Here is a 26,992-nt window from a genome sequence, read left to right on the forward strand (position 1 = left end):
GAAAGGGCCCCGCGTGACGGTCAGGAGAGGCGGGCGGTCAGGGCGCGGACCAGGGGGTCGGTGCCGGGGGTTTTCTGCTGGGCGCCCAGGGCGTCCGACAACGCCGAGAGCACCTCGCCGACCAGTGAGTCGTCGGGGAGCAGGGTTGCGGCGCGGCGGGCCTCGGACTCGGAGCCCTCGGGGTCGCCCGCCTCCAGCAGCACCCGTGCCGAGCGCACGACCAGGAACGTCCGCCAGCCGTCCTCCGACAACGAGGTCGCCAGCGCCTCCGCCTCGCGGTTGTACTTGATCGCCAGCGCGTACTCACCGGCCTGCGAGTGCAGGAACGCCCTGATCGCCGCGATCTCCGCCTGCCGCCGGGTGACCTCGGTGAGGTCGTCCAGCGACGGCAGCAGGGCCTCGGCGTCGTCGAGGGCCGAGCGGGTCTCCCGCACCGCCTCACCGGGCAGGGCGGAGGCCAGCTCGATCAGCGAACCGACGGCCTCGGAGACGTTGCCCTCCGACTGCCACAGCTCGGCGGCGGCGCGGTAGGTCGCCGTCGCCTCCTCGTGCTCGTCGGTGCGGTGCAGCACCGAGGCGAGCGCGTCGAGCAGGAACGCGCGGCGGCCGACCTCCTCGGCGGGCAGCAGGGCGGCGGCCTCCCGCAGGTGCTTCACGGCGTCGGGCAGCTCGTCGAGCGTGCGGCAGACCTGGCCGAGCCGGAACACGATCTGCAGGCGCAGGTCCTCCTGGCCCTCCTGCACCAGCCGCAGCGCCTCCTCCAGCACCTCGGCGGCCTCGACGAACCGGTTCGTCTGCACGTAGCCACCGCTCAGCGCGAAGCAGAAGTGCGCGGTGTGGCCGGGGGAGAGGTGCACGCGCGAGACCGCCACGGCCTCCCGCAGCTCCGCCAGGCAGGCACCCTCCTGGTCGAGCTCCTGGATCGCGGCCACCTGGTACCAGCGCGCCTCCGCCGACTCCGGCAGCGGGAACGACGACACGAACGCCGCCGCGGTCGCCAGCGCCTCCGGCACGCGCTGCTGCAGGGTCTCGAGCCGCAGCCGCATCCGCAGGCCCTCGAAGCGGGCGTTCGGCGGCAGGTCACCGGCCAGCGCGGCCACGACGTCGGCGTACGCGCCGTCGAGGTCCTGCTGCCGGGCCTTGTGCTCGGCGGCCTGCACGAGCACCCGGCCGCGCAGCTCCGGAACGTCCAAGGAGGACGCGAGTGCCATCATCTCGCCGGCCTGGTCGTGCTGGTGCTCCTCGTCGAGGAGCTCGGCCAGCGACAGCGCGGCGATCGTGCGCGTGTAGTCGGTAGTGGCCTCGGCCAGGCACCGCTGCGCGAGCTCCCGGCCGTTCTCCAGCTTGACGGCCATCCTGGCCCGGTAGCGCAGCGCCATGTCCGCGGGCAGTGCCGCCAGCAGCGCCTCGAAGTGCTCCTGCTCGAACGGCGCCAGGCCGCTCGTGATCCGGCGGATTCCGGCGTGCGCGGCCAGGTCCGGCGGCAGCAGCGCGTCCATGTCGGCGGGCAGCGAGTCGAGCATCCGCCGCGCCTGCACGAAGTCACCGCTCTCGTACAGCTCGACCATCCGCGTGGCGATGTCGACGGGGTCGCCGAAGACGACCGGCTCCTCCGCCGGCGCCGGCGCCGCGGCCACCGGGACCGCCAGCGGCACGTGCGGGTAGTCGGCCTGCTCCAGCGCCTTCGTCACGCGCTCGGTCCACGCCGGGGTGCCGTTGCGCTCGTCGAACGCCTTCGCGAGCTCGACGGCCCGCGCCGACAACCGGTCGAGCAGCTGGGCCGCGGTCAGCGTGCCCACCGACGGCACGTCGAACCCGACGTCGGCCGGGAGCCGCTTCAGCAGCACGGAGGCGCATTCGGCGAACGACATCTCGTCGGCCGGCAGCTGCGTCGCGGTCACCTTGTGCAGCGACCGGCGCAGGATCTCCTCGCCGCGGTCGAGGTTGCCGGTCAGCGCGCAGAACCGGATGTGCTCGTGCACGTACGAGGTGATCTCGTCGTCCTTGATCAACCGGTACGCGGTGGTGTGCGCGTGCGCGGCCTTCTCCAGGTCGCCGATCTCCAGCAACGGCCACAGCAGCGCGCTCAGGATGCCCTGCGGCTGCGTGGCGCACCCGGTGTTGCCGGACAGGCCCTCCCAGCCGTGGCCGGCGGCCTCGGAGTGCCGGCCGAGCCGCGCCAGCATCCACACCTGCTCCTCGACCACGCACGCGTCGCAGTCGGCCATCGGGCCGGACTCCGTGGCCAGGTACCTGCCGAGGTGCTCGCGCACGCCGTCCAGGTCACCGACGTGGTAGGCGTACTCCGCGCGGGCGCCGTGCACCGGCTGCACCGAGTACCCGAGCCGGCCGTAGCGGTCGGCGAGCTGCCCGATGACGGCCTGCAGCTGCTCCAGCGAGAACCGCGGGTCGCGGCGCAGGCCGGTGGAGATCCACTTGTGGGACCAGTCGAGCGAGTGGCGCTCGTAGTCGTTGAACGCCTCCGGGTCCTTCTCCTCCGCGCCCAGGCACCACGCGAACGGCGCCAGCATCAGGTCGTAGCGCGACAGGTAGTAGGCCGAGTCGATCATCGCGATCCGGCACGACACCCCGAGCGGCAGGTGGCCGAGCGCGTCGGACATCCGCGCCACCCGTTCCAGCGCCTCGTGCTTCGGCATGCCCGTGGGCATGTTGTAGGCCTCCAGGAACGCGTTCTCCGCGTCCTCCTCGGTGAAGTCGGCCATGTCTCACTTACCCCCAACGGCGCGGTCGAGCAGTTCCAGGAACGAGCGGTTCAGCGCCGCCGTGTCCTTCGGTCGCATGGCCCGCCGCGCCTGCAGGACGGCGTGCACGTACAGAGATTCGAGCGTCAGCTCCACGAGCGACGGGTCGGTCAGCCGCGCGAGCCGCTGCACCAGCGGGTTGCGGCAGTTCAGCACGAGCTGCTCCGGCCGGCCGGAACCGGTGTCCGCGGTCAGCTGCCCCAGCAGCTCCGCCCACAGCGGGTCGGCGTCGGCGGCGGTCTGCTCGGTGTCGAGCCTGCGCTGCTGCTCGGCGTTGCTGATCAGCAGCGCGGGCAGCGAGACCGGGTCGAAGTCGCGGACCACGGCGTCGCAGTCGTGCCGGTCCAGCGCCGCCGCGCCCTCCGCGAGCCGCAGCTTCAACGCGGCCTCGACGTCGGGTTCCGGATCGGCCAGTGCCGCCAGCAGCTCGCTCGGGGCGACCCGCCGCGCGACGGCGGGACCGTCGAGCGCGCTCAGCCGGTTCAGCAGCTCCATGTCGTAGGCGTAGCCGGCGTTGACCAGCCCGAGCCCCTGCGCCGCCGCGACCGGGGCGAGCTGGTGGAACTCGTCGACCTCGGGGATGTAGAGGATCGCGCCGTGCTTGCGCCTGAACTGCCGCAACGGGATCGCACCGTCCGTGGTCTCGAACGGCAGCCACCGCTCCACCAGCCGCAGCATCTCGTCGTCGGACCGGGCCAGCGACTTGATGCCCAGGTGGTGCGCGGCCAGCAGCTCACCCGCGCGGCGCGGCTCGATCGCGTCCAGCCGGATCAGCCAGTCGCGGATCTGCTCGCCCAGCTCCTCGCGCACCGCCAGCAGCATCTCGTCCTGGTACAGCGACTCGCGCGACGCCGTCGGGCGGATCGCGGACGCGTCGACCACGCACCGCACGAAGTACGCCCAGTCCGGCAACAGGCCCTCGACGTTGTCGCCGACCAGCATCCGCTTCAGGTACACCCGGTGCGTCTGGCGCGTCCCGGGGTGCACGCCTGAGGGCAGCACGAACGCGACACCGGTCAGCCCGGCCGCCTCGACCTCGATCGGGATCGCCTCGAACGGCGTGAACCCCAGCACCTGCTCGCAGTAGGCGGACAGTTCCGCGTCCTCGTCGTCCCACGGCCGCAGCCCGCGCGTCACGACCTCGCCGTCCACCGTGACGACCGCGGGCAGCAGATCGCCGTAGTCGCTCACCAGCGGCCGCACGACGTCGGCTTCCAGCCAGTGCTCGTTGCCGCGCGACGCCCGCAGCACCACCGTCGTCCCGACGGCCACCTCACCGTCCACGGCGGACACGGAGTAGTTGCCGGAGGAGTCCGCCTGCCACCGCACGGCCGCACCACCGCGGGCCGAGCGCGTGATCACCGTCACCGAGGAGGCGACCAGGAAGCACGACAGCATGCCGACGCCGAACTGCCCGAGGAACCCCTCGCGGGCGAAGCCCAGGTCGTCGCGCTTCGAGGTGCGGCCGAGCGTCGACAGCAGCCCGTGCACCTCGTCCTCGGTGAGGCCCACACCGCTGTCGGTGATCGTCAGCTCGGGGCCGCAGGTGATCGAGACCTCGGCCGGGCAGGACGGGTCGAGCTCGCGCCGTGCCGTGATCGCGTCGACGGCGTTCTGCAGCAGCTCGCGGACGTAGACGCGCGGGCTGCTGTACAGGTGGTGGCTGAGCAGGTCGATGATGCCGCGCAGGTCGACGCGGAAGGTGTGCGACATGATGCCGCCCATCCTAAGGACGCGATCCACGCCGGCGCCGCCATTTATGTGGAACGGCCCGGGGCGGTCAAGTGGGCACCCACTAGGATCGGGGAGTTGATTACCGAGTCCGTGACGGGAGCTGTCCTACAACCATGTCCGGAGCCAACGACCCGTACGACCCCAAGCAGGTCGCGGCGCTGTCGGCCGAGCACCTCGACGCCGCCGTGCAGAAGGCGCGCGAGGCGTTCGCCGGGGCAGCCGACCTGGAGGCGCTGGCCGCGGTCAAGCCCGGCCACCTCGGCGACCGGTCGCCCGTGCTGCTGGCCCGCCGTGAGATCGGGGCGCTGCCACCCAAGGCCAAGGCCGACGCCGGCAAGCGGGTGAACGAGGCGCAGTCCGCGATCAAGGTCGCCTTCGACGAGCGCCACGCGGTGCTCGCCGTCGAGCGCGACGAGCGGGTGCTGCGCGAGGAGACCGTCGACGTCACGCTGCCCTGGGACCGCTTCCCGCGCGGCGCGCGCCACCCGATCACCACGCTCGCCGAGCGCATCGGTGACGTCTTCGTGGCCATGGGCTACGAGGTCGCCGAGGGCCCCGAGCTCGAGACCGAGTGGTTCAACTTCGACGCGCTGAACTTCGGCAAGGACCACCCGGCGCGGTCGATGCAGGACACCTTCTACGTCGCGCCGGCCGACTCCGCGCTGGTGCTGCGCACGCACACCTCGCCGGTGCAGGCCCGCACGCTGCTCGACCGCGAGCCGCCGGTGTACGTGGTGTGCCCCGGCCGCACGTTCCGCACCGACGAGCTCGACGCGACCCACACCCCGGTGTTCCACCAGGTCGAGGGCCTCGCCGTGGACAAGGGCCTCACCATGGGCCACCTCAAGGGCACGCTCGACGCGTTCGCCCGCGCCATGTTCGGCGAGGACTCCCGCACCCGGCTGCGCCCGTCGTTCTTCCCCTTCACCGAGCCGTCGGCCGAGGTCGACGTGTGGTTCCCGGAGCGCAAGGGCGGCGCAGGCTGGGTCGAGTGGGGCGGCTGCGGCATGGTCAACCCCAACGTGCTGCGCGCCTGCGGCGTCGACCCGGACGTCTACTCCGGCTTCGCGTTCGGCATGGGCCTGGAGCGGACGCTGCAGTTCCGCAACGGCCTGCCCGACATGCGCGACATGGTCGAGGGCGACGTCCGCTTCACCCAGCCTTTCGGAACGGAGGCCTGAGCCGGATGCGCATCCCGGTCAGCTGGCTGGTCGAACACCTCGGTTTCGACGAGATCCCCACCCCTGACGAGCTCGCCGAGGCGTTCGTGCGCATCGGCATCGAGGTCGAGGAGGTGAGCCCGCTCGGTCCCGTCACCGGCCCGATCGTCGCCGGTCGCGTCGTCGAGATCGAGGAGCTCACCGAGTTCAAGAAGCCGATCCGCTACTGCAAGGTCGAGGTCGGCCCCGAGCAGGTCAACAACATCATCTGCGGTGCCTCGAACTTCGTCGAGGGCGACTCGGTCGTCGTCGCGCTGCCCGGTGCCGTGCTGCCCGGCGGCTTCACGATCTCGGCGCGCAAGACGTACGGCCGCACGTCCGAGGGCATGATCTGCGCCGCGGACGAGCTCGGCATCGGCGACGACCACTCCGGCATCCTCGTGCTGCCCTCGGGCACCGCGACGCCCGGTGACGACGCGATGGAGCTGCTCGGCCTGAACGACAGCGTCATCGAGGTCTCGCCGACACCCGACCGCGGCTACGCGTTCTCGGTGCGCGGCCTGGCCCGCGAGATCGCCTGCGCGCTCGACGTGCCGTTCGGCGACCCCGGTGTCGTCGAGGTCCCGGAACCGGAGGGTGAGGCCTGGCCGGTCCACCTCGAAGACCGCGCCGGCTGCTCGCGCTTCGTCGCACGCCGGGTGACCGGTGTCGACCCGACCGCGCCCACGCCGTGGTGGATGCGCCGCCGCCTGATGCTCGCCGGCATGCGCTCCATCTCGCTGCCGGTCGACGTCACGAACTACGTGATGCTCGAACTGGGCCAGCCGCTGCACGCGTTCGACGCGGCAGCGGTCCAGGGCGCGCTGACCGTGCGCCGGGCGGTCGCGGGCGAGAAGCTCACGACCCTGGACGACGCGGTGCGTGCGCTGGACGTCGACGACATCGTCATCGCCGACGACTCCGGGGTCGTGTCACTGGCCGGTGTCATGGGCGGCGCGTCGACCGAGGTCCGCGACAGCTCCTCGGACATCCTGCTGGAGGCCGCGAACTGGGACCCGGCGTCCATCGCCCGCACGGTCCGCCGCCACAAGCTGCCGTCCGAGGCCGCCAAGCGCTTCGAGCGCACGGTCGACCCCGCGCTCGCCCCGGTCGCGCTGGAGCGGGCCGCGAAGCTGCTCGTGCACTACGGCGACGGCGCGATCAAGCCCGGCCGCACCGACGTCGGCGCGGCCGTGCTGCCCGAACCCGTGTCGATGCCGATCGACCTGCCCGACCGCATCGCCGGCGTCCGCTACGCCCGCGGTGTGACGGCACGGCGCCTCGGCCAGATCGGCTGCCAGGTCGCGGTGACCACCTCCGACGACGGCCAGACGATCGTCACGGCGACGCCGCCGACGTGGCGTGCCGACCTCGTGCAGCCCGCCGACCTGGTGGAGGAGGTGCTGCGGCTGGAGGGCTACGACACGATCCCCTCGGTGCTGCCGCCCGCGCCCGCCGGTCGTGGCCTGACCGAGCAGCAGCGCCGCCGCCGCACCGTGTGGCGCACGCTCGCCGAGGACGGTTTCGTCGAGGTCAAGCCGTTCCCGTTCATCGACCCGTCGGTGTTCGACGCGTTCGGTCTCGCGGAGGACGACGTCCGCCGCAACACCGTCGGCGTGCTGAACCCGCTGGAGGCGGACAAGAACGTCCTCGCGACGACGCTGCTGCCCGGCCTGCTGGAGACGTTGCAGCGCAACCTCGCCCGTGGCGCCAAGGACGTCGCGCTCTACAACGTCGCCCAGGTGACGTTGCCGCGCGCGCAGCAGGTCCCGGTGCCGTCGCTGGGCGTGGACCGCAGGCCGACCGAGGCCGAGGTCGCCTCGATGCTGGCCGCGCTGCCGCAGCAGCCGCTGCACGTCGCCGGTGTGCTGACCGGCCACCGCGAGCTGGCCGGCTGGTGGGGCAAGGGCCGCATCGCCGACTGGTCGGACGCCGTCGAGGCGGCCCGCCGCGCGGGCCAGGCCTACGGGGTGACCCTGCGCGTCGTGGCGTCGGACCTGCTGCCGTGGCACCCCGGCCGCTGTGCCGAGCTGCGCGTCGGCGACTGGCCCGTCGGCCACGCCGGTGAGCTGCACCCGAAGGTCGTCGAGGCGCTGGGCCTGCCCAAGCGCACGGTGGCGTTCGAGCTCGACCTCGACGCACTGCCGCTCGACGACCACCGCCCGGCCCCGGTCGTGTCGCCGTACCCGCCGGTGCTGCTGGACGTGGCGCTCGTCGTGGCCGCGTCCGTGCCGGTGCAGTCGGTGTCGGAGGTGCTCGGCGCGTCCGCGGGCGAGCTGCTGGAGGACATCCGGCTGTTCGACGTGTACACGGGCGAGCAGGTGGGCGAGGGCAAGAAGTCGCTCGCGTACTCGTTGCGCTTCCGCGCGCCGGACCGCACGTTGACGGTGGAGGAGGCGACCGCGGCCCGCGACGCCGCCGTGGCCGCCGCCGGTGAGCGCGTGGGAGCATCGCTGCGCGGCTGACCGGTCACTCGCGGTGAAGCCCGGGGTTCCGCGGAGTCCCGGGCTTCACCGCGTCATGGGACGAGTGCCGTTGTCCAGAAGAACTGCCGTACCGAAGAATCGCTCGATCGGCTGAATCCCCAGAACCGGGATTTGGGGTCAAACCGGCAGGTGGTGGCCCTGGGTAGCTGTCAAGGTGCCGAAGGTCCTTCATTACAGGGGGAGATCGGCGCCCGACAGACGCTTGCGCAGTACGTGAAGGTTCTCCAAGATTGGCGGCGCGGCCCGCTGGGCCGAGGGGCGAAGCGATGAACCACCGGGCGAGTCTGGTCGCCGGTCCGGTGGGGAGCTAGAGGCGAACCCACCGCCTGGAGCAACAACTCTGGAGAGTTGCGCCATGCGTAGTTTGGGTCCCCGACTGGAGATCGCCGTGTCGTTGACGATCCTCATGGTCGGCGCGGCCGTGGTGGCGGCCATGCACCTCACGTGGCCGGAGCCGCAGGTCCCGGCGATGGCGTACTCCGTCAGCAGCGGCGAGTCGGGGATGCAGCAGCTCAAGCCGTTCGAGATCAACGACATCTCCGGTGCCCCGGTCGAGCTCACGCCGGGTGCGGTGGGCCAGCGCACGGTGCGGCTGTCGAACCCGAACGCCGTCGGCATCATCGTCGAGAGCCTGTCCGCGGTGCCCGGTCAGCCGCTGGACGCCACGCAGCAGCGCGTCGAGGGCTGCCCGGCCGGTGTGCTGAGCGTCGTGCCGCTGACCGACGTCGTGGAGATCCCGGCGGGCGGAGCGGTCGAGGTGACCATGAAGGTCCAGGTCGCCGCGGACGTCCCCGCGGTCTGCGCCGAGCTGGTCTTCCCGCTCACCTACTCGGGCCGCGCCAAACACGGTTAGTCAGCCGCTCCCGCACCGCCGGCCACTCGTCGGCCAGCACGGAGTGGACGACCGTGTCGCGGCAGGTGCCGTCCGGTCGCGTGATGTGCCCCCGCAGCACGCCTTCCCGTTCCGCGCCGAGCTCCTCCACCGCCCGCTGGGACCGCACGTCCCCGGCGTCGGTGTGCCAGGCCACCCGCACCGCGCGGCGCGTCTCGAAGGCCTCGGTCAGCACCAGCAGCTCGGCCTCCGGGGTGATCTCGGTGCCGTGCCGGTCGGTGCCGACGACGGTGTACCCGATCACCAGCCTGCGGTGCTCCGGCACGACCTCGTAGAACGACGTCGTGCCCACCACGCGGCCCGTGCCGTTCTCGACCTGCGCGTACGGCTCGCGCGTGAGCACCGCGTCGGTGACCCACTGCCGCATCTCGTCGACCGTCCGCGGCCGGCTCGGCAGCCACGTCCAGAGGTCCGGGTCGCGGGTCGCCTCGAACAGGCCCTCCGCGTGTGCCGGCGTCAGCGGTTCCAGCCGGACGTGCGTTCCCCTCATGTGGTCAACCTAGAGGTGTTTGAGGGCTTCGCGCCGTGACAACGGCGACAGGCCCGGCCGCGCGGCCACGAACGCCCGCACCCAGTCCGGCTCGGTCTTCGCGTACTCGCGCAACGCCCAGCCGATGCCCTTGCGCAGGAAGAAGTCCGGGTCGCCGGCGTTCGCGTCGACGCACGCCGTCAGCAGCTCGGTGTCGGTGGCCGCCTTGGCGCCCAGCTGGCAGATGACCGACGTCCTCCGCCGCCACCGGTCCGGGTCGGCCGACCACTGGAGCACCACCGGCCGGACGGCCGCGGGTTCCGAGCGCAGCAGCGGGCCGATCCGCTTGGCCGCGATCTCGTCGACGTGGTCCCACCACGCACCGGTCACGACCATCTCGTCGAACCACGGCAGGAGCTCGGCCGACTGAAATCGTTCGTCCCCGCTCAACGAGAGCGCGACATACCGTTCCTCGCGAAACTCCGCTTCACGCCACAACCGCTGCACGGCGCGGAACCAAACGTTCCGGTCGTCGATTCGCGGCAACGTCCTCAGCAACGCCGTGCGACCCGGCTTCGGCACGCCCAGGAACGGCATGTCCGACTTCATGTACGCCCGCATCTGCGGTGCCTTAACCGGGTCGGCCAGCGCGGCCAGCCCCGTCCGCACGGCGTCGACCAACACGTCCTCGGCAGTCACAGCGGCACTGTACGACCGGAGTCCCGCTCGCGCGGGCGTTGACCCGACTGCCCGAGGCTCGGCGGTCGATCGGCGCACACTTCTTGAATTTCGCTACGCACAATGCCCGGCCTAGCTAACGAAAACGCAAAACATCTCCGGCCACACCCTCACGGTGAACAAGAAACACTTGTGCGCGCACTACAGTTCGCTTTCATGCGCGTGCTGATGGTGGTGGTGGCGCTCGTGCTCGGCAGCATGAGCGCGACCAAGGCGGAATCCGCGGATTTCCTGGACCTGCCGCTGCTCAACGGGAACGGTGAGCAGCGCGGTGGCGTGCACCCCGACCTGCCGGCCGACCGGGTCGTCCTGGAGCGCGCGCTCGACTCCGCCCGGTCGAAGGGCCTGCACCCGACCCGCTACCAGGCGCTGCTGTGGCAGTACTGGGTCGTCCGCGCCGCCGACGACGCCGGGGTGCGGCTGGCCGACTGGGACCCGCAGCGCCCGGCCGAGCACAACCGGCCGATCATCTTCGCCGTCTACGACTTCTACGCGCGGCTCTACCTGGCGCACCCGGACACGTTGCGGTGGATGGGCTTCGCGAACATCGGCGCGCCCGCGTTCGCCGCCGGCATGCTCGACCTGGGCACCCTGCCGGAGCTCCGGTTCTTCTCCTCGATGCTGATGTCGATGCAGAAGCACATCTTCATGGACCTCGGCGCGATGCACGCCGCCTACCTCGCCGGGGGCATCGCCGCCGTGGAGGAGATGCGCGACGCCGGGATCATCGACGCGGCGACCACCGCGGCCTGGGCGGACCCGGCACGCGCGGTGCTCGCGTTCTCGAACCGCGAGCAGAACCTCGTGATCCCCGACCAGTTCGACCGGATGCGCGCCCGCCTGCTGCCGCCCGGCGAGATCGTCACCTACGCGATGACGGTGGCGGGACCGATGCCGGTGCCGGGCGCGCGGACCCCGGCGCAGTACCGGCCGCTGCTGTGCGGTCCGCTGCCCGCGTTCAACTACGCGGACCGGGTGGCCCGCTGGGACTTCCTCAGCCACGACACGGTGCCCGCCTACGAACGCCTGACACCCGAGGCGGTGCGCGGGATCGTGACCCGGCCGTTCGGCGAGCGCGTGGCCGAGTACCGGGCAGCCGCGCGGCTGCTGGACCTGATCCTCCGGCTGCCCGCGCGCACAGCGGCCTGCGGGTTGTCGCTGCTGACCGGCTGAACCGGATCAGTCGTTCCCGCGTGGAACCGGTGCGCGCTGGGTAGGCTGCCGACCATGACGTCGTACGACTACGACCTGATCGTCATCGGCTCCGGCCCCGGCGGCCAGAAGGCGGCGATCGCGGGTGCGAAGCTGGGCAAGCGCGTGGCGATCATCGACAAGCAGGAGATGGTCGGCGGCGTCTGCGCGAACACGGGCACCATCCCGTCCAAGACGCTGCGCGAGGCCGTGCTGTACCTGACCGGCATGAGCCAGCGCGAGCTCTACGGCGCGAGCTACCGGGTCAAGCAGGACATCACGATCTCCGACCTGATGGCCCGCACCCAGCACGTGATCGGCCGCGAGGTCCAGGTCGTGCGCGCGCAGCTGCACCGCAACGGCATCGACCTGCTCAACGGGTTCGGCCGGTTCGTGGACGAGCACACCGTCGCCGTCGACGGCAGCCACCGCGGTGACCACACGCGGATCACCGGCGAGTTCATCGTCATCGCCACCGGCACCACGCCCGCGCGTCCGTCCGTCGTGGACTTCGACGAGGAGCGGATCCTCGACTCCGACGAGGTCTTCGCCCTGCAGGAGATCCCGTCGTCGCTGGTCGTCGTCGGCGCCGGCGTGATCGGCATCGAGTACGCGTCGATGTTCGCCGCGCTCGGCACCCGCGTCACCGTCGTCGAGCAGCGCGAGCGGATGCTCGACTTCTGCGACCCGGAGATCGTCGAGTCGCTCAAGTTCCACCTGCGCGACCTGGCCGTCACGTTCCGGTTCGACGAGAAGGTCGTGGACGTCTCGGTGTCGGAGTCGGGCACGATCACGACGCTGGCGTCGGGCAAGCGCATCCCGGCCGCCGCGGTCATGTACTCCGCCGGCCGCCAGGGCTGCACCGAACACCTCGACCTCGCCGCCGCGGGCCTGGAGGCCGACCGCCGCGGCCGGCTGTCCGTCGACGAGCACTACCGCACGCCGGTCGAGCACATCTACGCCGTCGGTGACGTGATCGGGTTCCCCGCGCTCGCCGCGACGTCGATGGACCAGGGCCGCCTCGCCGCCTACCACGCGTTCGGCGAGCCGGTGCACGAGCTGACCGCCTTGCAGCCGATCGGCATCTACACGATCCCGGAGATCTCCTACTGCGGTGCCACGGAAGCCGAGCTGACGTCGTCCGCGGTGCCCTACGAGGTCGGCATCTCCCGCTACCGCGAGCTGGCGCGCGGCCAGATCGTCGGTGACGCCTACGGAATGCTGAAGCTGCTGGTGTCCACTGCGGACCGCAAGATCCTGGGCGTGCACGTGTTCGGCACGGGCGCGACCGACCTCGTGCACATCGGCCAGGCCGTGATGGGCTGCGGCGGCACGGTCGACTACCTCGTCGACACGGTGTTCAACTACCCGACGCTGTCCGAGGCGTACAAGGTCGCCGCGCTCGACGCGACGAACAAGATCCGCGCGCTGGACAGGTTCAGCGGTCTGTGAGGTTCAGCGATCTGTGAGACCGGCGTCGTGAGCGACGATGGCGGCCTGCACGCGGTTGGCGCAGCCGAGCTTCGGCAGGATCCGGCTGATGTGCGCCTTCACCGTGCCGGTCGCCATGAACAGCCGCTCGCCGATCTCGGTGTTCGACAGCCCTGACCCGACGAGCCGGAGCACCTCCCGCTCGGTCCCGGTGAGCGCGTCGACCTTGCGGCGCGCCTCCCCGCTGGTGTCCGGTGCGGTCAGGTGCCGTTCGATCAGGCGCTTCGTGATCTGCGGGGCGAGGATCGGCTCGCCCCTGGCCGCCGTGCGCACGGCCGTGATCAGCTCCTGCGGCGGGGTGTCCTTGAGCAGGAACCCGGTCGCGCCCACCTTCAGCGCCTGCGCCACGTAGGAGTCCTCGCCGAACGTCGTGAGCATGACGACGTTCGTGCTCCCGGCGATCTGCTCGGCGGCCTTGAGCCCGTCGCCGCCGGGCATCCGGATGTCCAGCAGCGCCACGTCGACCCGGTGCGCGCGGGCCTGCTCGACGGCCTGCCTGCCGTCGCTCGCCTCGGCCACCACGGTGATCTCCGGGTCGTTCTCCAGGATCAGCCGGATGCCGGCGCGCATCAGCGTCTCGTCGTCGGCGATCAGAACTCGGATCACGCGCCCACCCTACGGGCGCTCCTGCTCCTTGGAGATCAGCCTGCCCTCGCGGAAGCACAGCTTGTAGAGCAGGTCCGCGTCGTGCGAGCTGCGGAAGCGCGAGCAGCTGTCCACGCCGAGCTGCCCGAACCCGTACTGGTCGAACACCTCCTCCTCGGTGGTGACACCCACCCGCAGCGAGTCGAAGTACGGCGCGTTCATCTGCGTCGGGTTGAACAGCGCGAAGACCAGCAGCACGATCAGCGCGCCGCTGATCGGCAGCAGCGCGAGCAACCCCAGGCAGCCGCCGCCGAGCACCCGCGGCACGGTCAGCACCTCGGCCGCGAGCGGCGGCGGCACCTCCTGCACCTCGGCGGCGAACTGGTCGGCCTGCGATGCCGGGTGCAGCGGCACGTCCGCCGCCACCCGGAAACCGCCCTCGTGCGGCGGTCCCGCGCTGAACGCGCCGCCGAGCAGCCCGACCCGTTCCTCCAGGCCGGCCAGGCCGCGCCGGGTGCCCCTGCCGGGCACGGTGGTGGTCGGTCCGTTGAGGACCTGGATCCTGGCCCGACCGCCCTGGACGGCGACCTGCACCCTGGTGCGGGCCTTCGGCGCGTGCTTGCGGACGTTGCTCAGCGCCTCACCGACCACCCGGTGCACCGCGCGCCGGGTCCGCGGGTCGGCGCCGTGCAGGTCGTCGCCGGACCAGTCGAGGGTCACCGCGACGCCCGCCGCGGCCGCGTTCTCCACCAGGTTCGCGATGTCGGTCCTGGTGCCGGTGTCCTCGTCGAGCGACTCGGGTTCGGGGTTGGTCCGCAGCACGCCGAGGATCTCGCGCAGCTCGGCCATCGCGAGCGACGACGTGGTGCGGATCAGCTCGGCCTGCTCCTGCAGCTGCGGTGCCCTGCGGGCGGTCGTCAGCTCCAGCGCGCCGGCGTGGATGGAGATCAGGCTGAGCCGGTGGCCGAGCATGTCGTGCATCTCGCCCGCGATGTGCGCGCGTTCCTCGGAACGGGCCGACGCGGCGGTGAGCGCGCGCGCTCGTTCCAGGTACTCGTTGCGTTCCCGCAGGAGCCGGACCATCGGCCTGCGGCGGCCGAGCAGCATCCCCGACACCGCGGGGAAGAAGATGAAGAAGACCGACCCGACCGCCGCGGCCAGCAGCGACTCGGCCGGCGGCGTGGTCCGGTAGCTCTCCTGCAGCAGGCTGAACCCGCCTTGCAGCACCGTCATGAGCCCCAGCAACGCCCACAGCCGGCCGAACCGGGAGACGCGCCGGCACGCGGCGAAGACCACGAACATCGTCACGGCCTGCGCCCACAGGTTGTTGACCGCGAACAGCGGCGCGGTGAGCAGCAGCGCCCACTCCGGCCGCAGCGGCGCGAGCCACACCAGCACCGCGACCCACAGCGCGGTCGCGACGGTCAGCGCCGGGTGCGGGACCGGCGCCAGCGGTGCGAGCAGCGGCACCAGACCGACCAGGAACGCCAGCACCGGCCACGCGACCCTCACCGCGCCAGCTCCCTCTTCGTCGTCAGCAGGCCCTGCCGGGTGAAGCAGAGCTCGAAGTCGTGCCCGTCGTCGTCGCGCACGGGGTAGCGGTAGCAGCCGGGACCGTCGGCGGGCACGCCGAAGCCGTGCGTCTCGGTCACCTCGGCCTCGTGCGTGACCGCCACCCGGTAGCCGTCGAACTCCTGCCGGGTCATCTCGCCGCGGCCGAACACCGCGATCACCACCAGCACCAGCACCGTGCCCACGGCGGGGACGACGGCGAGGACGCCGAGGCAGCCGCTGCCGACCACCCGCGGCACGGTGAGGACGTCGGCGGTGACCGGCGGCGGCGCTTCCGCGACGGCACCGGTCGCGCCCGTCTCCTCCTGGACCACCGGGTGCGCCGGCAAGTCGGCCGCCACCCGGAACCCGCCCGCGAGCCGGCCCGCGTCGAACTGCCCGCCGATGAGCGTGACCCGCTCCTCCAGGCCGATGAGCCCGCGCCGGGTGCCGCCACCGCGGGGTTCGCCGCTCGGGCCGTTGACCACCTCCACGCGCACCCGTTCGGCCACGTGCACCGACACGCGGGTCTGGGCTGACGGCGCGTGCTTGTGCACGTTCGTGAGTGCTTCACGCACGACCCGATGAACGGCCCTGCGCAGCCGTGCGTCGGCATCGGCCAGATCGTCGCCCGTCCACCGCAGGTGCACGGAGACGCCCGCGTCCTGCGACGCCGCCACGAGCCGTTCGACGTCGGCGCGGGTTCCGGCGTCCTCACCGGTCTCGGTGGCCGTGCCGAGCACGCCGAGGATCTCGCGCAGCTCGTCCATCGCGACCGCGGAGGTCTTGCGGATCAGCTCCACCTGCTCGCGCAGCTCCGGTGCCTGCTCGGCTGCGGCGGCCTCCAGTGCGCCCGCGTGCGCGGTCAGCTGCCGGAGCCGGTGGCTGAGCACGTCGTGCATCTCGCTCGCGATGTGCGCCCTGGTGTCGGACCTGGCGGTGCTCGCGGTGAGCACACGCGCGTGCTCCAGGTAGTCGTTGCGCTCCATCAGCACCTGCGTCAACGGCTTGCGGCGCCCGACGAGCGCACCGGCCACGGCCGGGAAGACCAGCAGGAACACCACCGAGAACCCGGTGCCGAGCAGGTACTCGGTGACGTTGTCGCCGTTGAGCCACGAGTGCAGCCCGCCGAACCCGGCCTGCAGCGCCGCGGTCGCGGGCACCAGCAGCCACAGCTGCCGGGCGGGGACCGTCCTGGCCACGCGGAAGACCACGAGCGAGGTGGGCGCGATCGCGAGCAGGTTGTTGACCGCGTGCAGGGGAGTGGTGAGCAGCAGCGCCGCTCGCGGCCAGCGAGCACTGACCGGCACCACCGCCGCGGCCCACACGGCGGAGGCGACCACCAGCCACGGCGCGGCGGGCCGGCCGAGCGGTGTCATGAGCGACATCAGCGCCAGCAGCAGGGCACCGCCCGCCCACAACCCGTCGCGCAGCCTCACGTTCACGGCGATCATCCTCGCCGACCGCCCCGGTGGCGCCCAGCGCCACCCGACCCCAATCCCCCAGCCACCCGGCCACGCTTTGCCGACACGCGGGGACCCCGCGTGCCCCAGGAGAGTACGAAAGCTCCCCGCGTGCACTTTCAGTTGAGTGAGTTTGCATGGGCGTGCATAATCATTCGTATGACAGTGAGGATCGCGGTCGCGGGCGCCAGCGGGTACGCGGGTGGCGAGCTGCTCCGCCTATTGCTGGGCCACCCGGACGTCGAGATCGGTGCGCTCACGGCCAACAGCAGCGCCGGTGACCAGCTGCTCAAGCACCAGCCGCACCTCCTGCCGCTCGCCGACCGACAGCTACAAGACACCACAGTCGACACCCTCAGGGGGCACGACGTGGTGTTCCTCGCACTTCCGCACGGCCACTCCGCCGAGCTCGCGGCCCAGCTCGGCGACGACACCGTCGTGATCGACTGCGGCGCCGACCACCGGCTGACCGACGCTGGCGACTGGACCCGCTGGTACGGCGGCACGCACGCGGGCTCGTGGCCCTACGGCCTGCCCGAACTGCCCGGACACCGCGAGAAGCTGGTCAACGCGCGCAGGGTCGCCGTTCCCGGCTGCTACCCGACCGTGTCGTCGTTGGCGCTCGCACCGGCCGTGGACCTCATCGAGGACGAGGTCGTCATCGTCGCCGTGTCCGGCACGTCCGGTGCCGGCAAGTCGCTGAGGACGAACCTGCTCGGCTCCGAGGTCATGGGCTCCGCGAGCGCGTACGGCGTCGGCGGCGCGCACCGGCACACGCCCGAGATCACCCAGAACCTGAGCGGCGTGGCCGGACGGCCGGTCAAGGTCAGCTTCACGCCGGTGCTGGCGCCGATGTCGCGCGGCATCCTCGCCACGTGCACCGCCACGTTGCGCGACGGCGGTGACGTCCGCACCGCCTACGAGAAGGCGTACGCCGACGAGCCGTTCGTCCACCTCCTGCCGGAGGGCATGTGGCCGACGACGAACGCCGTCCTCGGGTCCAACGCCGTCCAGCTGCAGGTCACCGTCGACACGGACCTGAACCGCCTCGTGGTCGTGGCGGCCGTCGACAACCTGGCCAAGGGCACCGCCGGTGCCGCCGTCCAGTGCATGAACCTCGCTCTCGGCCTGCCGGAGACGACCGGCCTCTCGACCGTTGGAGTCGCACCGTGAACCGCAGCAAGGGCGTCACCGGGCCCCAGGGCTTCCGCGCGGCCGGAGTCGCCGCCGGGATCAAGGAGTCCGGTGCCCTCGACCTGACCCTCGTCGTGAACGACGGGCCGCAGGACGCCGCCGCGGGTGTCTTCACCACCAACAAGGTGAAGGCCGCACCCGTGCTGTGGTCGCAGCAGGTCGTCCAGTCCCGCCGGCTCACCGCGGTGGTGCTCAACTCCGGCGGCGCCAACGCGTGCACCGGCCCCGAGGGCTTCCAGGACACGCACGCCACCGCCGAGAAGGTCGCCGAGGTGCTCGGCACGGGCGCGGTCGACGTCGCCGTGTGCTCCACCGGCCTGATCGGTGAGCGGCTGCCGATGGACAAGGTCCTCACCGGGGTCGAGACGGCCGCGAAGGAGCTCGCGTCGTCGCAGGAGGCCGGTCTCAACGCCGCCACCGGCGTGATGACGACGGACAGCCGCCCGAAGCAGTCGTGGAAGGACTCCGGGCAGGGCTGGTCGATCGGCGGGTTCGTGAAGGGCGCGGGCATGCTCGCCCCGAACATGGCCACCATGCTGTCGGTCCTCACCACCGACGCCAGGATCTCCGGCGAGGAGCTGGACCGGGCGTTGCGCGCGGCCACCTCCAAGACTTACGACCGCCTCGACGTCGACGGCGGCACCTCGACCAACGACACCGTGCTGGTGCTCGCCTCCGGCGCCTCGGGCGTCGAGCCGTCCTACGAGGACTTCCTCGCGCTGCTCACCGAGGTCGCGGGCGACCTGGTCAAGCAGCTGCAGGGTGACGCCGAGGGCGTGACCAAGGAGGTCAGCATCACGGTGAAGCAGGCCGCCACCGAGGCCGAGGCCGTTCTCGTCGGGCGCACCGTCGCCGAGGACAACCTGGTGAAGACCGCGCTGTTCGGCTCGGACCCCAACTGGGGCCGGATCGCGATGGCACTGGGCCGGGCCGACGCGCAGATCGACCCGGACGTGCTGCAGATCCTGATCAACGGCGTGTCGCTGTACCGCAACGGGACCCGTGACCGCGACCGGTCCGAGGCCGACCTGTCCGGCCGCGACATCGAGATCGTCATCGACCTCAACGTCGGCGAGGCCGAGGCCACGATCCTCACCACCGACCTGTCCCACGACTACGTCGAAGAGAACAGCGCATACTCATCGTGAACGCACAGGAAAAAGCGGCAGTTCTGGTCGAAGCGCTGCCGTGGCTGGAACGCTTCCGCGGCGCGCTCGTGGTCGTGAAGTACGGCGGCAACGCCATGGTCGACGACGAGCTGAAGAAGGCGTTCGCCGAGGACATGGTGTTCCTGCGGCTGTGCGGCCTGCGCCCGGTCGTCGTGCACGGCGGCGGCCCGCAGATCAAGTCGATGCTCGACCGGCTCGGCATCCACAGCGAGTTCCGCGGCGGCCTGCGCGTGACCACGCCGGAAGCCATGGACGTCGTGCGGATGGTGCTCGTCGGCCAGGTCGGGCGCGAGCTCGTCGGCCTGATCAACCAGCACGGCCCGTACGCGGTCGGCATCTCCGGCGAGGACGCGCACCTGTTCACCGCCACCCGCCGCGGCGCACTCGTGGACGGCGAGGAGGTCGACATCGGCCTCGTCGGCGACATCACCAAGGTCAACCCGGACGCGGTGCTCGACATCGTGCGCGCGGGCCGCATCCCGGTCGTGTCGTCGGTGGCGCCGGACGTCCACGGCGTGCCGCACAACGTCAACGCGGACACGGCGGCCGGCGCTCTCGCGGTCGCTCTCGGCGCCGAGAAGCTCGTCGTGCTCACGGACGTCGAAGGTCTGTACGCGAACTGGCCGGACCGCTCGTCGCTGCTGAACCAGGTCCGCGCCTCCGAGCTGGAGCGGATTCTGCCGGGCCTGGACAGCGGCATGATCCCGAAGATGGAGGCCTGCCTGCGCGCGGTGCGCGGCGGCGTCCCGCAGGCGCACGTGATCGACGGCCGGCTGGCCCACAGCGTTCTGCTCGAAGTCTTCACCTCCGAAGGTGTCGGAACCATGGTGTTGGGGGACAAGTGACCACGCGTTGGCAACAGTCCATGATGGACAACTACGGCACACCGTCGCTGCAGCTCGAACGCGGTGAGGGCGCGCACGTCTGGGACGCCGACGGCAACCGCTACGTCGACCTGCTGACGGGTCTCGCCGTCAACGCGCTCGGCCACGCGCACCCGGCGATCGTCGAGGCGGTCTCGACGCAGATCGCGAAGCTCGGCCACACCGGCAACCTGTACGTCAACGAGCCCGCCCTGAAGCTGGCCGAGCGCCTGCTCGACATCGCGGGCGAGCCCGGCAAGGTCTTCTTCTGCAACTCCGGCGCCGAGGCCAACGAGGCGGCGCTGAAGATGGCCCGCCTCACCGGCCGCACGAAGGTCGTCTCGACCGTCGGCGGGTTCCACGGCCGCACGATGGGCGCGCTGACGCTCACCGGCCAGGAACCCAAGCGCGCGCCGTTCGCACCGCTCGTCCCCGGCGTCGAGCACGTCCCGTTCGGTGACGTGGCCGCACTCGAAGCCGCGATCGACGACGACACGGCGGCGTTCATCGTCGAGCCGATCCAGGGCGAGCAGGGCGTCGTCGTCGCTCCGGCGGGCTACCTCCAGGAGGTCCGCCGGATCACCGCCGAGCACGGCGCGCTGTTCATCCTCGACGAGGTGCAGACCGGCATCGGCCGCCTCGGCACGTGGTTCGCGTTCCAGCAGGCCGGGATCGTGCCGGACGTCCTGACGCTCGCCAAGGGCATCGGCGGTGGCCTGCCGCTGGGCGCCACCATCGGCTTCGGCGCGGCGGCTGAGCTGTTCAAGCCCGGCCACCACGGCACGACCTACGGCGGCAACCCGGTGTGCTGCGCCGCCGGGCTCGCCGTGCTCGACACGATCGCCTCCGAAGGCCTGCTGGAGCACGTCTCCGCGGTGGGCAAGGAGATCGCCACCGGTGTCGAGGCGTTGCACCATCCCGCGATCACCGGGGTCCGGGGAGCCGGTCTGCTGCTCGGCATCACGCTGCGCGAGGCGGTCTCGGCGAAGGCCGCGGCGGCCGCGCAGAAGGCCGGTTACCTCATCAACCCCATCCAGCCCGACGTGCTGCGGCTCGCCCCGCCGCTGGTGCTGGACGAATCCGACGCGCAGTCGTTCGTGGCCGCGCTGCCGACCTTCTTCGAGGAGCAGGCGTGACTCTGCGGCACTTCCTCCGCGACGACGACCTGACGACCGCCGAGCAGGCCGCCGTCCTCGACCTCGCTGACACCTACAAGGCCGACCGGTTCACCGCGAAGCCGCTGGCGGGCCCGAAGTCAGTAGCCGTGATCTTCGAGAAGAACTCGACCCGCACCCGGCTGTCGTTCGAGGTCGGCATCGCCCAGCTCGGCGGCAACCCGGTGATCATCGACGGCCGCTCCATGCAGCTCGGCCGCGAGGAGACCATCGAGGACACCTCGCGGATCCTGTCCGGGTACGTCGACGCCGTGGTGTGGCGGACGTTCGCCCAGGCCCGCATGGAGGCGATGGCCTCCGTGTCGCGGGTTCCCGTGGTCAACGCGCTGACCGACGAGTTCCACCCGTGCCAGGTGCTCGCCGACCTCCAGACGATCCGCCGCCGTTACGGCACGCTGGCCGGCCTCACGCTGACGTACCTCGGTGACGGCGCCAACAACATGGCGCACTCGCTGCTGCTGGGCGGCGCCACAGCCGGGATGCACGTCCGCATCGGCGCACCGGCCGGGTTCGTGCCGAACCCGCAGTTCCTGGAGGACGCCAAGAAGCGGGCGGCCGAGACCGGCGGCTCGGTGGCGCTGATCAGCGACCCGCGCGAGTCGGTCGACGGCTCCGACGTGCTGGTCACCGACACGTGGACGTCCATGGGCCAGGAGAACGACGGCAAGGACCGCGTCGGCCCGTTCCGGCCGTACCAGGTGAACGCCGACCTGCTGGCCGCGACCGGCAAGCCGGACTCGACGGTGCTGCACTGCCTGCCCGCGCACCGCGGCTGGGAGATCACCGACGAGGTGCTCGACGGCCCGCAGTCGCTGGTGTGGCAGGAGGCGGAGAACCGGCTGCACGCCCAGAAGGCGCTGCTCGTGTGGTTGCTGGAGCAGTCGTCATGACCCGCACCGCCCGGCAGGGCCGCATCGTCGAGATCGTCAGCCAGCAGGCCGTCCGCAGCCAGTCCGAGCTCGCGAAGCTGCTGGCCGCGGAAGGCATCGAGGTCACGCAGGCCACGCTGTCGCGCGACCTCGACGAGCTCGGCGCGGTCAAGCTGCGCGGACCCGACGGCGGTGCGCCGGTCTACGTGATCCCGGAGGACGGCAGCCCGGTGCGCGGCGTGCAGGGCGGCACCACCCGGCTGGTGCGGCTGCTCAGCGAGTGGCTGGTGTCGGCCGACTCGTCGGGCAACCTCGCGGTGCTGCGCACCCCGCCCGGTGCCGCGCAGTTCCTGGCCAGCTCGCTCGACCGGGCCGCGCTGCACGAGGTCGTCGGCACGATCGCCGGCGACGACACGATCCTGGTCGTGGCCCGCGAGCCGATGACCGGCGCGGAGCTGGCCGAGCGGCTCACCGCGCTGGCCTCGGTCAACGGCGATGAATGACCACCCGGTGCACGCCGTCGTGACGTTCGACGAGGGCGTGCCGGTCGCGGTGGACGGCGAGACGCTGACCGTGCCCGAGGCCGTGCGGGAGCTGAACTTCCGCGCCGGCGTGGTGCGGTCCAGCCTCGGTTCGGTGGCGCTGCGGGTGGCGCGGACGGCGATCCGCGGTGGCTCCGGCGAGGTCGACATCACGCTGTCCGAGGGGCGCGTGGTGGGCATCGTCGCCCGTTCGGAAGAATCCCTCTACGACTTCGCTAGCTGAAAGTTGCGTGCAATGAGTTCCTTGTGGGGTGGCCGGTTCGAGTCGGGACCGGCCGAGGCGATGGCCCGCCTGTCGCTGTCGACGCACTTCGACTGGCGGCTGGCGCCGTACGACATCGCCGGCTCGCGTGCGCACGCCCGTGTGCTGCACGCGGCGGGCCTGCTCACCGACGACGAGCTCGCCGGCATGCACAAGGCGCTGGACGAGCTGCTGGCCGACGTCGAGTCGGGCGCGTTCACGCCGGTGCTGGAGGACGAGGACGTCCACACGGCCCTGGAGCGCGGCCTGATCGACCGCGCGGGCGCCGAGCTGGGCGGCAAGCTGCGCGCGGGCCGGTCCCGCAACGACCAGGTGGCGACGCTGTTCCGGATGTGGCTGCGCGACGCCGCCCGCCGGGTCGCCGCGGGCGTGCTGGACGTCGTGGACGCGCTGGCGGGACAGGCCGAGACGCACTTCGGTGCCGTCATGCCGGGCCGCACCCACCTGCAGTCCGCGCAGCCCGTGCTGCTCTCGCACCACCTGCTGGCGCACGCGCACTCGTTGCTGCGCGACGTCGACCGCCTGCACGACTGGGACAAGCGCGCGGCGTTCTCGCCGTACGGCTCCGGTGCGCTGGCCGGCTCCTCGCTGGGCCTGGACCCCGCGAAGGTGGCCGCCGACCTGGGCTTCTCCGCACCGGTCGAGAACTCCATCGACGGCACCGCCGCACGCGACTTCGCCGCCGAGATCGCGTTCGTGCTCGCCATGGTGAGCGTGAACCTGTCGCGGATCGCGGAAGAGGTCATCATCTGGACCACCGCCGAGTTCCGGTTCGCCGTGCTCGACGACGCGTGGTCGACCGGCTCGTCGATCATGCCGCAGAAGAAGAACCCGGACGTCGCCGAGCTGGCGCGCGGCAAGTCGGGCCGGCTGATCGGCAACCTCACCGGGCTGCTGGCGACGCTGAAGGCCCAGCCGCTCGCGTACAACCGCGACCTCCAGGAGGACAAGGAGCCGCTGTTCGACTCGGTCGAACAGCTCGAACTGCTGCTCCCGGCGTTCGCGGGCATGGTCGCGACGCTCAAGTTCGACGTCGACCGGATGGCCTCGCTCGCGCCGGCCGGGTTCACGCTCGCCACGGACATCGCGGAGTGGCTGGTGCGCGAAGGCGTCCCGTTCCGCGTGGCGCACGAGGCCGCGGGTGCGTGCGTGCGCGCGGCGGAGTCCCGTGGCGTGGGCCTGGAGGACCTCACCGACGAGGAGTTCGCGGCGATCTCGCCCGCGTTGACGCCTTCGGTCCGTTCGGTGCTCACGGTCGAGGGCTCGATCGCGTCCCGCAACGCCCACGGCGGCACGGCACCCCCGCGGGTCCGCGAACAGCTGGACGCGTTGATGGCCAAGGCATCGGCGGCCCGTGAGTTCTAGGCTGCTCACCCGGGAGGAGCTGGCGGTCGACCCGGTCGACGCGTCCCGGCTCCTCCTGGGGTCCTTCCTGGAGACCGGCGGCGTGCGCGTGCGCATCGTCGAGGTGGAGGCGTACCGGGGCGGCGACGACCCGGCGTCGCACTGCTACCGCGGCAAGACGCCCCGCAACGAGGTCATGTTCGGCCCGGCCGGCCATCTGTACGTGTACTTCGTCTACGGCATGCACTTCTGCGCCAACGTCGTGTCGCTGACCGACGGCGTGCCCGGTGCGGTGCTCTTGCGCGCGGGAGAGGTCGTCGAGGGCGAGGACATCGCGTTCTCCCGCCGCCCGGCCTCGCGTTCCGCGGCGGAACTGGCCAAGGGACCCGCACGGCTGTGCAAGGTCCTCGGGCTGGACCGCGGCTCCAACGGCCTCGACCTGACGTCTGCTGACTCGCCGGTGCGGTTGTACGCGGGCGACCCGGTGACGACCGTGCACTCCGGACCGCGCGTGGGTGTCGCCGTGGCGATGGACGTGCCGTGGCGGTTCTGGATCGACTCCCCGTCCGTGTCGACCTACAAGCGCGGCGGGAAACGGCGCGCGAACCCGGCACCGGAGTCGAGCTGACCCGTCCGGTGAGAACGGGACGGGCGGGGTGACGCGCTCGGCCACCCCGCCGCCGTCGGCTACGGCCGCACCGTGGTCCTGCGGTACCAGGCCCTGCGGTGGTCCACCGGCAGCGCCAACCGGGTGATCAGGCTCGTCAGCAGCGTGCCGATGAGCAGCCAGAGCACCGCGGCCAGGCCCTCGTTGAACAGCACCGCCACCTTGGGGCTGTCCGGCGTGAACAGGCCCTCCAGGCCCAGGGTGATCCCGTCCGCCCAGCCCGCGACGAACTGGAAGAACCCGTTGGTCGCGTTGGCATCGGCGATCACCAGGAAGATGTGCACCAGAAGCACGATGGCGAACACCCAGCACACGACGTCGATGACCGCGCAGACGCTGTGCACGGTGCGCACCTTGCGGTACGTGTCGTCGCGGCGCTCGACCACTTCCTCGACGACCGGCTCGTTCACCCGCTCGTTCACGCGCGGCAAGCGCTCGGTGGGCCGCCGTAACTCCGCATCACGTGGGTCCGTCATGGCGCTGGCGTACCCGTCCGCGTACCGGGTCGAAACACGTTGGACCAGGTAGGCGACAATGAGACGCGTGAGCGAGCACATCCTTGACGAACTGTCCTGGCGCGGCCTGATCGCGACGTCCACCGACCTCGACGCACTCCGGAAGGACCTGGCCGCCGGCCCGCTCACCCTCTATTGCGGTTTCGACCCGACGGCGCCGTCGCTGCACGCGGGCAACCTCGTGCCGCTGCTGATGCTGTCGCGGTTCCAGCGGGCGGGCAACCGGCCCATCGTGCTGGCCGGCGGTGCCACGGGCATGATCGGCGACCCGCGCGACACCGGCGAGCGCACGCTGAACTCGCTCGACACCGTCGCCGAGTGGGCCGACCGGATCCGCGGCCAGCTGGAGCGGTTCGTTGAGTTCGACTCCTCGGCCACGGGCGCCGTCGTCGAGAACAACCTCAACTGGACCGGCCAGGTCACCGCGCTGGAGTTCCTGCGCGACGTGGGCAAGCACTTCTCGGTCAACGTCATGCTGTCGCGGGAGACGGTGAAGCGCCGGCTCGAGTCGGACGGCATGTCGTACACCGAGTTCAGCTACCTGCTGCTGCAGTCGAACGACTACCTGGAGCTGCACCGCAAGTACGGCACCTCGCTGCAGATCGGCGGCTCCGACCAGTGGGGCAACATCGTCGGCGGCGTCGACCTGATCCGCCGGGTCGAGGGCAAGCACGTGCACGCGCTGACCGCACCGCTGGTCACCGACGCCGAGGGCCGCAAGTTCGGCAAGTCCACCGGCGGCGGCAACGTGTGGCTCGACCCGGAGATGACCTCGCCGTACGCCTGGTACCAGTACTTCGTCAACGTCGGTGACGCCGACGTGCTCCGCTACCTGCGGCTCTTCACGTTCCTCTCCCGCGAGGAGCTCGGCGAGCTGGAGCGGGAGACGGCGGAGAAGCCGCACCTGCGCTCGGCGCAGAAGCGGCTCGCGCAGGAGTTCACCGACCTGGTGCACGGCAAGCGCGCGACGGAGCAGGTGCAGCTGGCCTCTCAGGCGCTGTTCGGCCGGGGCGAGCTGCGGGACCTGGACGAGTCGGTGCTGAAGGCCGCCCTGGCGGAGGCGCCGACCGGTGACGTCCGGCTCGCGGACGAGCCCACGATCGTCGACCTGCTGATCGCCGGTGGGCTGGCGGACAGCAGGGGAGCCGCGCGGCGCACGGTGAACGAGGGCGGTGCCTACGTGAACAACGCGAAGGTGACCGACGAGGAGTGGAAGCCGTCGTCGTCGGACCTGCTCCACGGTGAGTGGCTGGTCCTCCGCCGGGGGAAGCGCAACAACGCCGGCGTGCGGGTAGCGCTCTGACCTGGGTCTACAGCTGTCCGAAGGCCGTCTGCCCCGCACGGGGCGGGCGGCCTTCGATCTTTCTGAACGTGATCGCGGTCACAGTGTGCAGGGGATCGGGGCTGCGATAGCGTGTTCGTGGGTCCTGTACGGGGCTGTTGACCTGCGGTTTCACCACCGCGGGTGAACGGTTTGCCCCCGATTTGACCCCGAGTTGGCGTGCGTGTAACTTTCTCCATGTCAGCGCGGAACGGGCCGGGAACACCGGAACGGAGCGCGACGAGGGTCACGAACCAAGCTTCCACGGACTGTGGTAGAGTGGGTGACCGAGAAACGACGAAGACCCAGCCGGTAGCTCGTCTGAGCTCAGAGGCCAAGGGCGTCGGAAGTTTCAACAACAAGCTTATGTACGACACAGCCTCGGATCGAGTCGCCGTGCGGCGGACCGTGATGATGAGCGCGTGTTCTTTGAGAACTCAACAGCGTGCCGATAACACAGCCAGTAATATGAATACTCCTCGTCAGGAGTATTCCTTTGAGTAGCTAGAC

The 26,992-nt window shown here is 71.3% G+C and carries 22 protein-coding genes and 1 pseudogene; 15 read left to right on the top strand and 8 right to left on the bottom strand.

Annotated elements, in window-relative coordinates; genetic code table 11:
* Window positions 1-20: 20 nt before the first annotated feature.
* On the bottom strand, window positions 21-2,723 hold the full coding sequence (locus AB0A63_RS32185; RefSeq protein WP_360397843.1) for a hypothetical protein: 2,703 nt from the start codon (window positions 2,721-2,723) through the stop codon (window positions 21-23).
* Between the two features lie 3 nt (window positions 2,724-2,726).
* Complete coding sequence (locus AB0A63_RS32190) at window positions 2,727-4,487, bottom strand: HSP90 family protein (protein ID WP_360397845.1); 1,761 nt, start codon at window positions 4,485-4,487, stop codon at window positions 2,727-2,729.
* Window positions 4,488-4,609: 122 nt separating this feature from the next.
* On the opposite strand from AB0A63_RS32190, the gene pheS reads away from it, so the two are divergent.
* The 3 genes from pheS to AB0A63_RS32205 all read left to right on the top strand — a co-directional run bounded on the left by pheS (window position 4,610) and on the right by AB0A63_RS32205 (window position 9,034).
* Window positions 4,610-5,677, top strand: a complete 1,068-nt coding sequence (pheS, locus tag AB0A63_RS32195) for a phenylalanine--tRNA ligase subunit alpha (RefSeq protein WP_360397847.1) — start codon at window positions 4,610-4,612, stop codon at window positions 5,675-5,677.
* 5 nt (window positions 5,678-5,682) lie between these two features.
* Window positions 5,683-8,160, top strand: a complete 2,478-nt coding sequence (gene pheT / locus AB0A63_RS32200; protein ID WP_360397849.1) for a phenylalanine--tRNA ligase subunit beta — start codon at window positions 5,683-5,685, stop codon at window positions 8,158-8,160.
* Between the two features lie 376 nt (window positions 8,161-8,536).
* Window positions 8,537-9,034, top strand: a complete 498-nt coding sequence (locus tag AB0A63_RS32205) for a hypothetical protein (RefSeq protein WP_360397851.1) — start codon at window positions 8,537-8,539, stop codon at window positions 9,032-9,034.
* On the opposite strand, the gene AB0A63_RS32210 is transcribed toward AB0A63_RS32205, so the two are convergent.
* Both AB0A63_RS32210 and AB0A63_RS32215 read right to left on the bottom strand, forming a co-directional pair.
* Entirely contained in the window at window positions 9,003-9,563 is a 561-nt protein-coding gene (locus tag AB0A63_RS32210) for a GNAT family N-acetyltransferase (RefSeq protein ID WP_360397853.1), read from the bottom strand. The two genes, AB0A63_RS32205 and AB0A63_RS32210, sit on opposite strands and share 32 nt — an antisense overlap.
* 9 nt (window positions 9,564-9,572) lie before the next feature.
* Window positions 9,573-10,241 carry a DNA alkylation repair protein gene (locus AB0A63_RS32215; RefSeq protein WP_360397855.1) on the bottom strand — a complete coding sequence of 223 codons (669 nt, stop codon included), beginning with the start codon at window positions 10,239-10,241 and terminating at the stop codon, window positions 9,573-9,575.
* A 195-nt stretch (window positions 10,242-10,436) separates the two neighbouring features.
* Between AB0A63_RS32215 and AB0A63_RS32220 the strand changes: the two genes are divergently transcribed.
* Window positions 10,437-11,453 carry a hypothetical protein gene (locus AB0A63_RS32220; protein ID WP_360397856.1) on the top strand — a complete coding sequence of 339 codons (1,017 nt, stop codon included), beginning with the start codon at window positions 10,437-10,439 and terminating at the stop codon, window positions 11,451-11,453.
* A gap of 54 nt (window positions 11,454-11,507) precedes the next feature.
* Window positions 11,508-12,923, top strand: coding sequence for a Si-specific NAD(P)(+) transhydrogenase (sthA, locus tag AB0A63_RS32225; protein WP_360397857.1), 1,416 nt, complete (start codon window positions 11,508-11,510; stop codon window positions 12,921-12,923).
* 3 nt (window positions 12,924-12,926) lie between these two features.
* On the opposite strand, the gene AB0A63_RS32230 is transcribed toward sthA, so the two are convergent.
* Genes AB0A63_RS32230 through AB0A63_RS32240 form a run of 3 tightly spaced genes read right to left on the bottom strand, consistent with a single transcriptional unit; the run spans window position 12,927 to window position 16,543 of the window.
* On the bottom strand, window positions 12,927-13,568 hold the full coding sequence (locus AB0A63_RS32230) for a response regulator transcription factor (protein ID WP_360397859.1): 642 nt from the start codon (window positions 13,566-13,568) through the stop codon (window positions 12,927-12,929).
* 9 nt (window positions 13,569-13,577) lie between these two features.
* On the bottom strand, window positions 13,578-15,059 hold the full coding sequence (locus AB0A63_RS32235; protein ID WP_360397861.1) for a histidine kinase: 1,482 nt from the start codon (window positions 15,057-15,059) through the stop codon (window positions 13,578-13,580).
* Window positions 15,056-16,543: a histidine kinase gene (locus AB0A63_RS32240; RefSeq protein WP_360397863.1), complete on the bottom strand. Its 1,488-nt coding sequence runs from the start codon at window positions 16,541-16,543 to the stop codon at window positions 15,056-15,058. The genes AB0A63_RS32235 and AB0A63_RS32240 overlap by 4 nt, the downstream gene beginning before the upstream one ends.
* Window positions 16,544-16,720: 177 nt before the next feature.
* On the opposite strand from AB0A63_RS32240, the gene argC reads away from it, so the two are divergent.
* The 9 genes and pseudogenes from argC to AB0A63_RS32285 all read left to right on the top strand — a co-directional run bounded on the left by argC (window position 16,721) and on the right by AB0A63_RS32285 (window position 24,607).
* Window positions 16,721-17,734, top strand: a complete 1,014-nt coding sequence (argC, locus tag AB0A63_RS32245; RefSeq protein WP_360397865.1) for an N-acetyl-gamma-glutamyl-phosphate reductase — start codon at window positions 16,721-16,723, stop codon at window positions 17,732-17,734.
* Window positions 17,731-18,903 (top strand): bifunctional glutamate N-acetyltransferase/amino-acid acetyltransferase ArgJ, encoded by a 1,173-nt coding sequence (argJ, locus tag AB0A63_RS32250; protein ID WP_360397867.1) that lies wholly within the window; start codon window positions 17,731-17,733, stop codon window positions 18,901-18,903. The genes argC and argJ overlap by 4 nt, the downstream gene beginning before the upstream one ends.
* Window positions 18,891-19,769, top strand: a complete 879-nt coding sequence (gene argB / locus AB0A63_RS32255) for an acetylglutamate kinase (protein WP_360397885.1) — start codon at window positions 18,891-18,893, stop codon at window positions 19,767-19,769. Before argJ ends, argB begins: the two co-directional genes overlap by 13 nt.
* 20 nt (window positions 19,770-19,789) lie before the next feature.
* A complete protein-coding gene (locus AB0A63_RS32260) occupies window positions 19,790-20,923 on the top strand; it encodes an acetylornithine transaminase (protein WP_360397887.1) in 1,134 nt (377 codons plus the stop codon).
* Entirely contained in the window at window positions 20,920-21,852 is a 933-nt protein-coding gene (gene argF, locus AB0A63_RS32265) for an ornithine carbamoyltransferase (protein WP_360397869.1), read from the top strand. Before AB0A63_RS32260 ends, argF begins: the two co-directional genes overlap by 4 nt.
* Complete coding sequence (locus AB0A63_RS32270; protein WP_360397871.1) at window positions 21,849-22,334, top strand: arginine repressor; 486 nt, start codon at window positions 21,849-21,851, stop codon at window positions 22,332-22,334. Before argF ends, AB0A63_RS32270 begins: the two co-directional genes overlap by 4 nt.
* Window positions 22,335-22,350: 16 nt before the next feature.
* A pseudogene (locus tag AB0A63_RS32275) lies at window positions 22,351-22,443 on the top strand (argininosuccinate synthase); the annotation flags it as partial.
* A gap of 165 nt (window positions 22,444-22,608) precedes the next feature.
* Window positions 22,609-24,000, top strand: a complete 1,392-nt coding sequence (gene argH / locus AB0A63_RS32280; protein ID WP_360397873.1) for an argininosuccinate lyase — start codon at window positions 22,609-22,611, stop codon at window positions 23,998-24,000.
* Complete coding sequence (locus tag AB0A63_RS32285; protein ID WP_360397875.1) at window positions 23,990-24,607, top strand: DNA-3-methyladenine glycosylase; 618 nt, start codon at window positions 23,990-23,992, stop codon at window positions 24,605-24,607. Before argH ends, AB0A63_RS32285 begins: the two co-directional genes overlap by 11 nt.
* Window positions 24,608-24,666: 59 nt before the next feature.
* On the opposite strand, the gene AB0A63_RS32290 is transcribed toward AB0A63_RS32285, so the two are convergent.
* Window positions 24,667-25,068: a hypothetical protein gene (locus AB0A63_RS32290; RefSeq protein WP_360397877.1), complete on the bottom strand. Its 402-nt coding sequence runs from the start codon at window positions 25,066-25,068 to the stop codon at window positions 24,667-24,669.
* Between the two features lie 121 nt (window positions 25,069-25,189).
* Between AB0A63_RS32290 and tyrS the strand changes: the two genes are divergently transcribed.
* Window positions 25,190-26,464, top strand: coding sequence for a tyrosine--tRNA ligase (tyrS, locus tag AB0A63_RS32295; RefSeq protein ID WP_360397879.1), 1,275 nt, complete (start codon window positions 25,190-25,192; stop codon window positions 26,462-26,464).
* Window positions 26,465-26,992 lie beyond the last annotated feature (528 nt).

The organism is Lentzea sp. NPDC042327, from assembly GCF_040647275.1.
Classification (GTDB): Bacteria; Actinomycetota; Actinomycetes; order Mycobacteriales; family Pseudonocardiaceae; genus Lentzea.

What these genes read in the sequence shown, in the direction of transcription:
- AB0A63_RS32185 (WP_360397843.1), bottom strand. Translation starts at nt 2,723, where the DNA reads ATGGCCGACTTCACCGAGGAGGACGCGGAGAACGCGTTCCTGGAGGCC.
- AB0A63_RS32190 (WP_360397845.1), bottom strand. Translation starts at nt 4,487, where the DNA reads ATGGGCGGCATCATGTCGCACACCTTCCGCGTCGACCTGCGCGGCATC.
- pheS (WP_360397847.1), top strand. Translation starts at nt 4,610, where the DNA reads ATGTCCGGAGCCAACGACCCGTACGACCCCAAGCAGGTCGCGGCGCTG.
- pheT (WP_360397849.1), top strand. Translation starts at nt 5,683, where the DNA reads ATGCGCATCCCGGTCAGCTGGCTGGTCGAACACCTCGGTTTCGACGAG.
- AB0A63_RS32205 (WP_360397851.1), top strand. Translation starts at nt 8,537, where the DNA reads ATGCGTAGTTTGGGTCCCCGACTGGAGATCGCCGTGTCGTTGACGATC.
- AB0A63_RS32210 (WP_360397853.1), bottom strand. Translation starts at nt 9,563, where the DNA reads ATGAGGGGAACGCACGTCCGGCTGGAACCGCTGACGCCGGCACACGCG.
- AB0A63_RS32220 (WP_360397856.1), top strand. Translation starts at nt 10,437, where the DNA reads ATGCGCGTGCTGATGGTGGTGGTGGCGCTCGTGCTCGGCAGCATGAGC.
- sthA (WP_360397857.1), top strand. Translation starts at nt 11,508, where the DNA reads ATGACGTCGTACGACTACGACCTGATCGTCATCGGCTCCGGCCCCGGC.
- argC (WP_360397865.1), top strand. Translation starts at nt 16,721, where the DNA reads ATGACAGTGAGGATCGCGGTCGCGGGCGCCAGCGGGTACGCGGGTGGC.
- AB0A63_RS32260 (WP_360397887.1), top strand. Translation starts at nt 19,790, where the DNA reads ATGATGGACAACTACGGCACACCGTCGCTGCAGCTCGAACGCGGTGAG.
- AB0A63_RS32270 (WP_360397871.1), top strand. Translation starts at nt 21,849, where the DNA reads ATGACCCGCACCGCCCGGCAGGGCCGCATCGTCGAGATCGTCAGCCAG.
- argH (WP_360397873.1), top strand. Translation starts at nt 22,609, where the DNA reads ATGAGTTCCTTGTGGGGTGGCCGGTTCGAGTCGGGACCGGCCGAGGCG.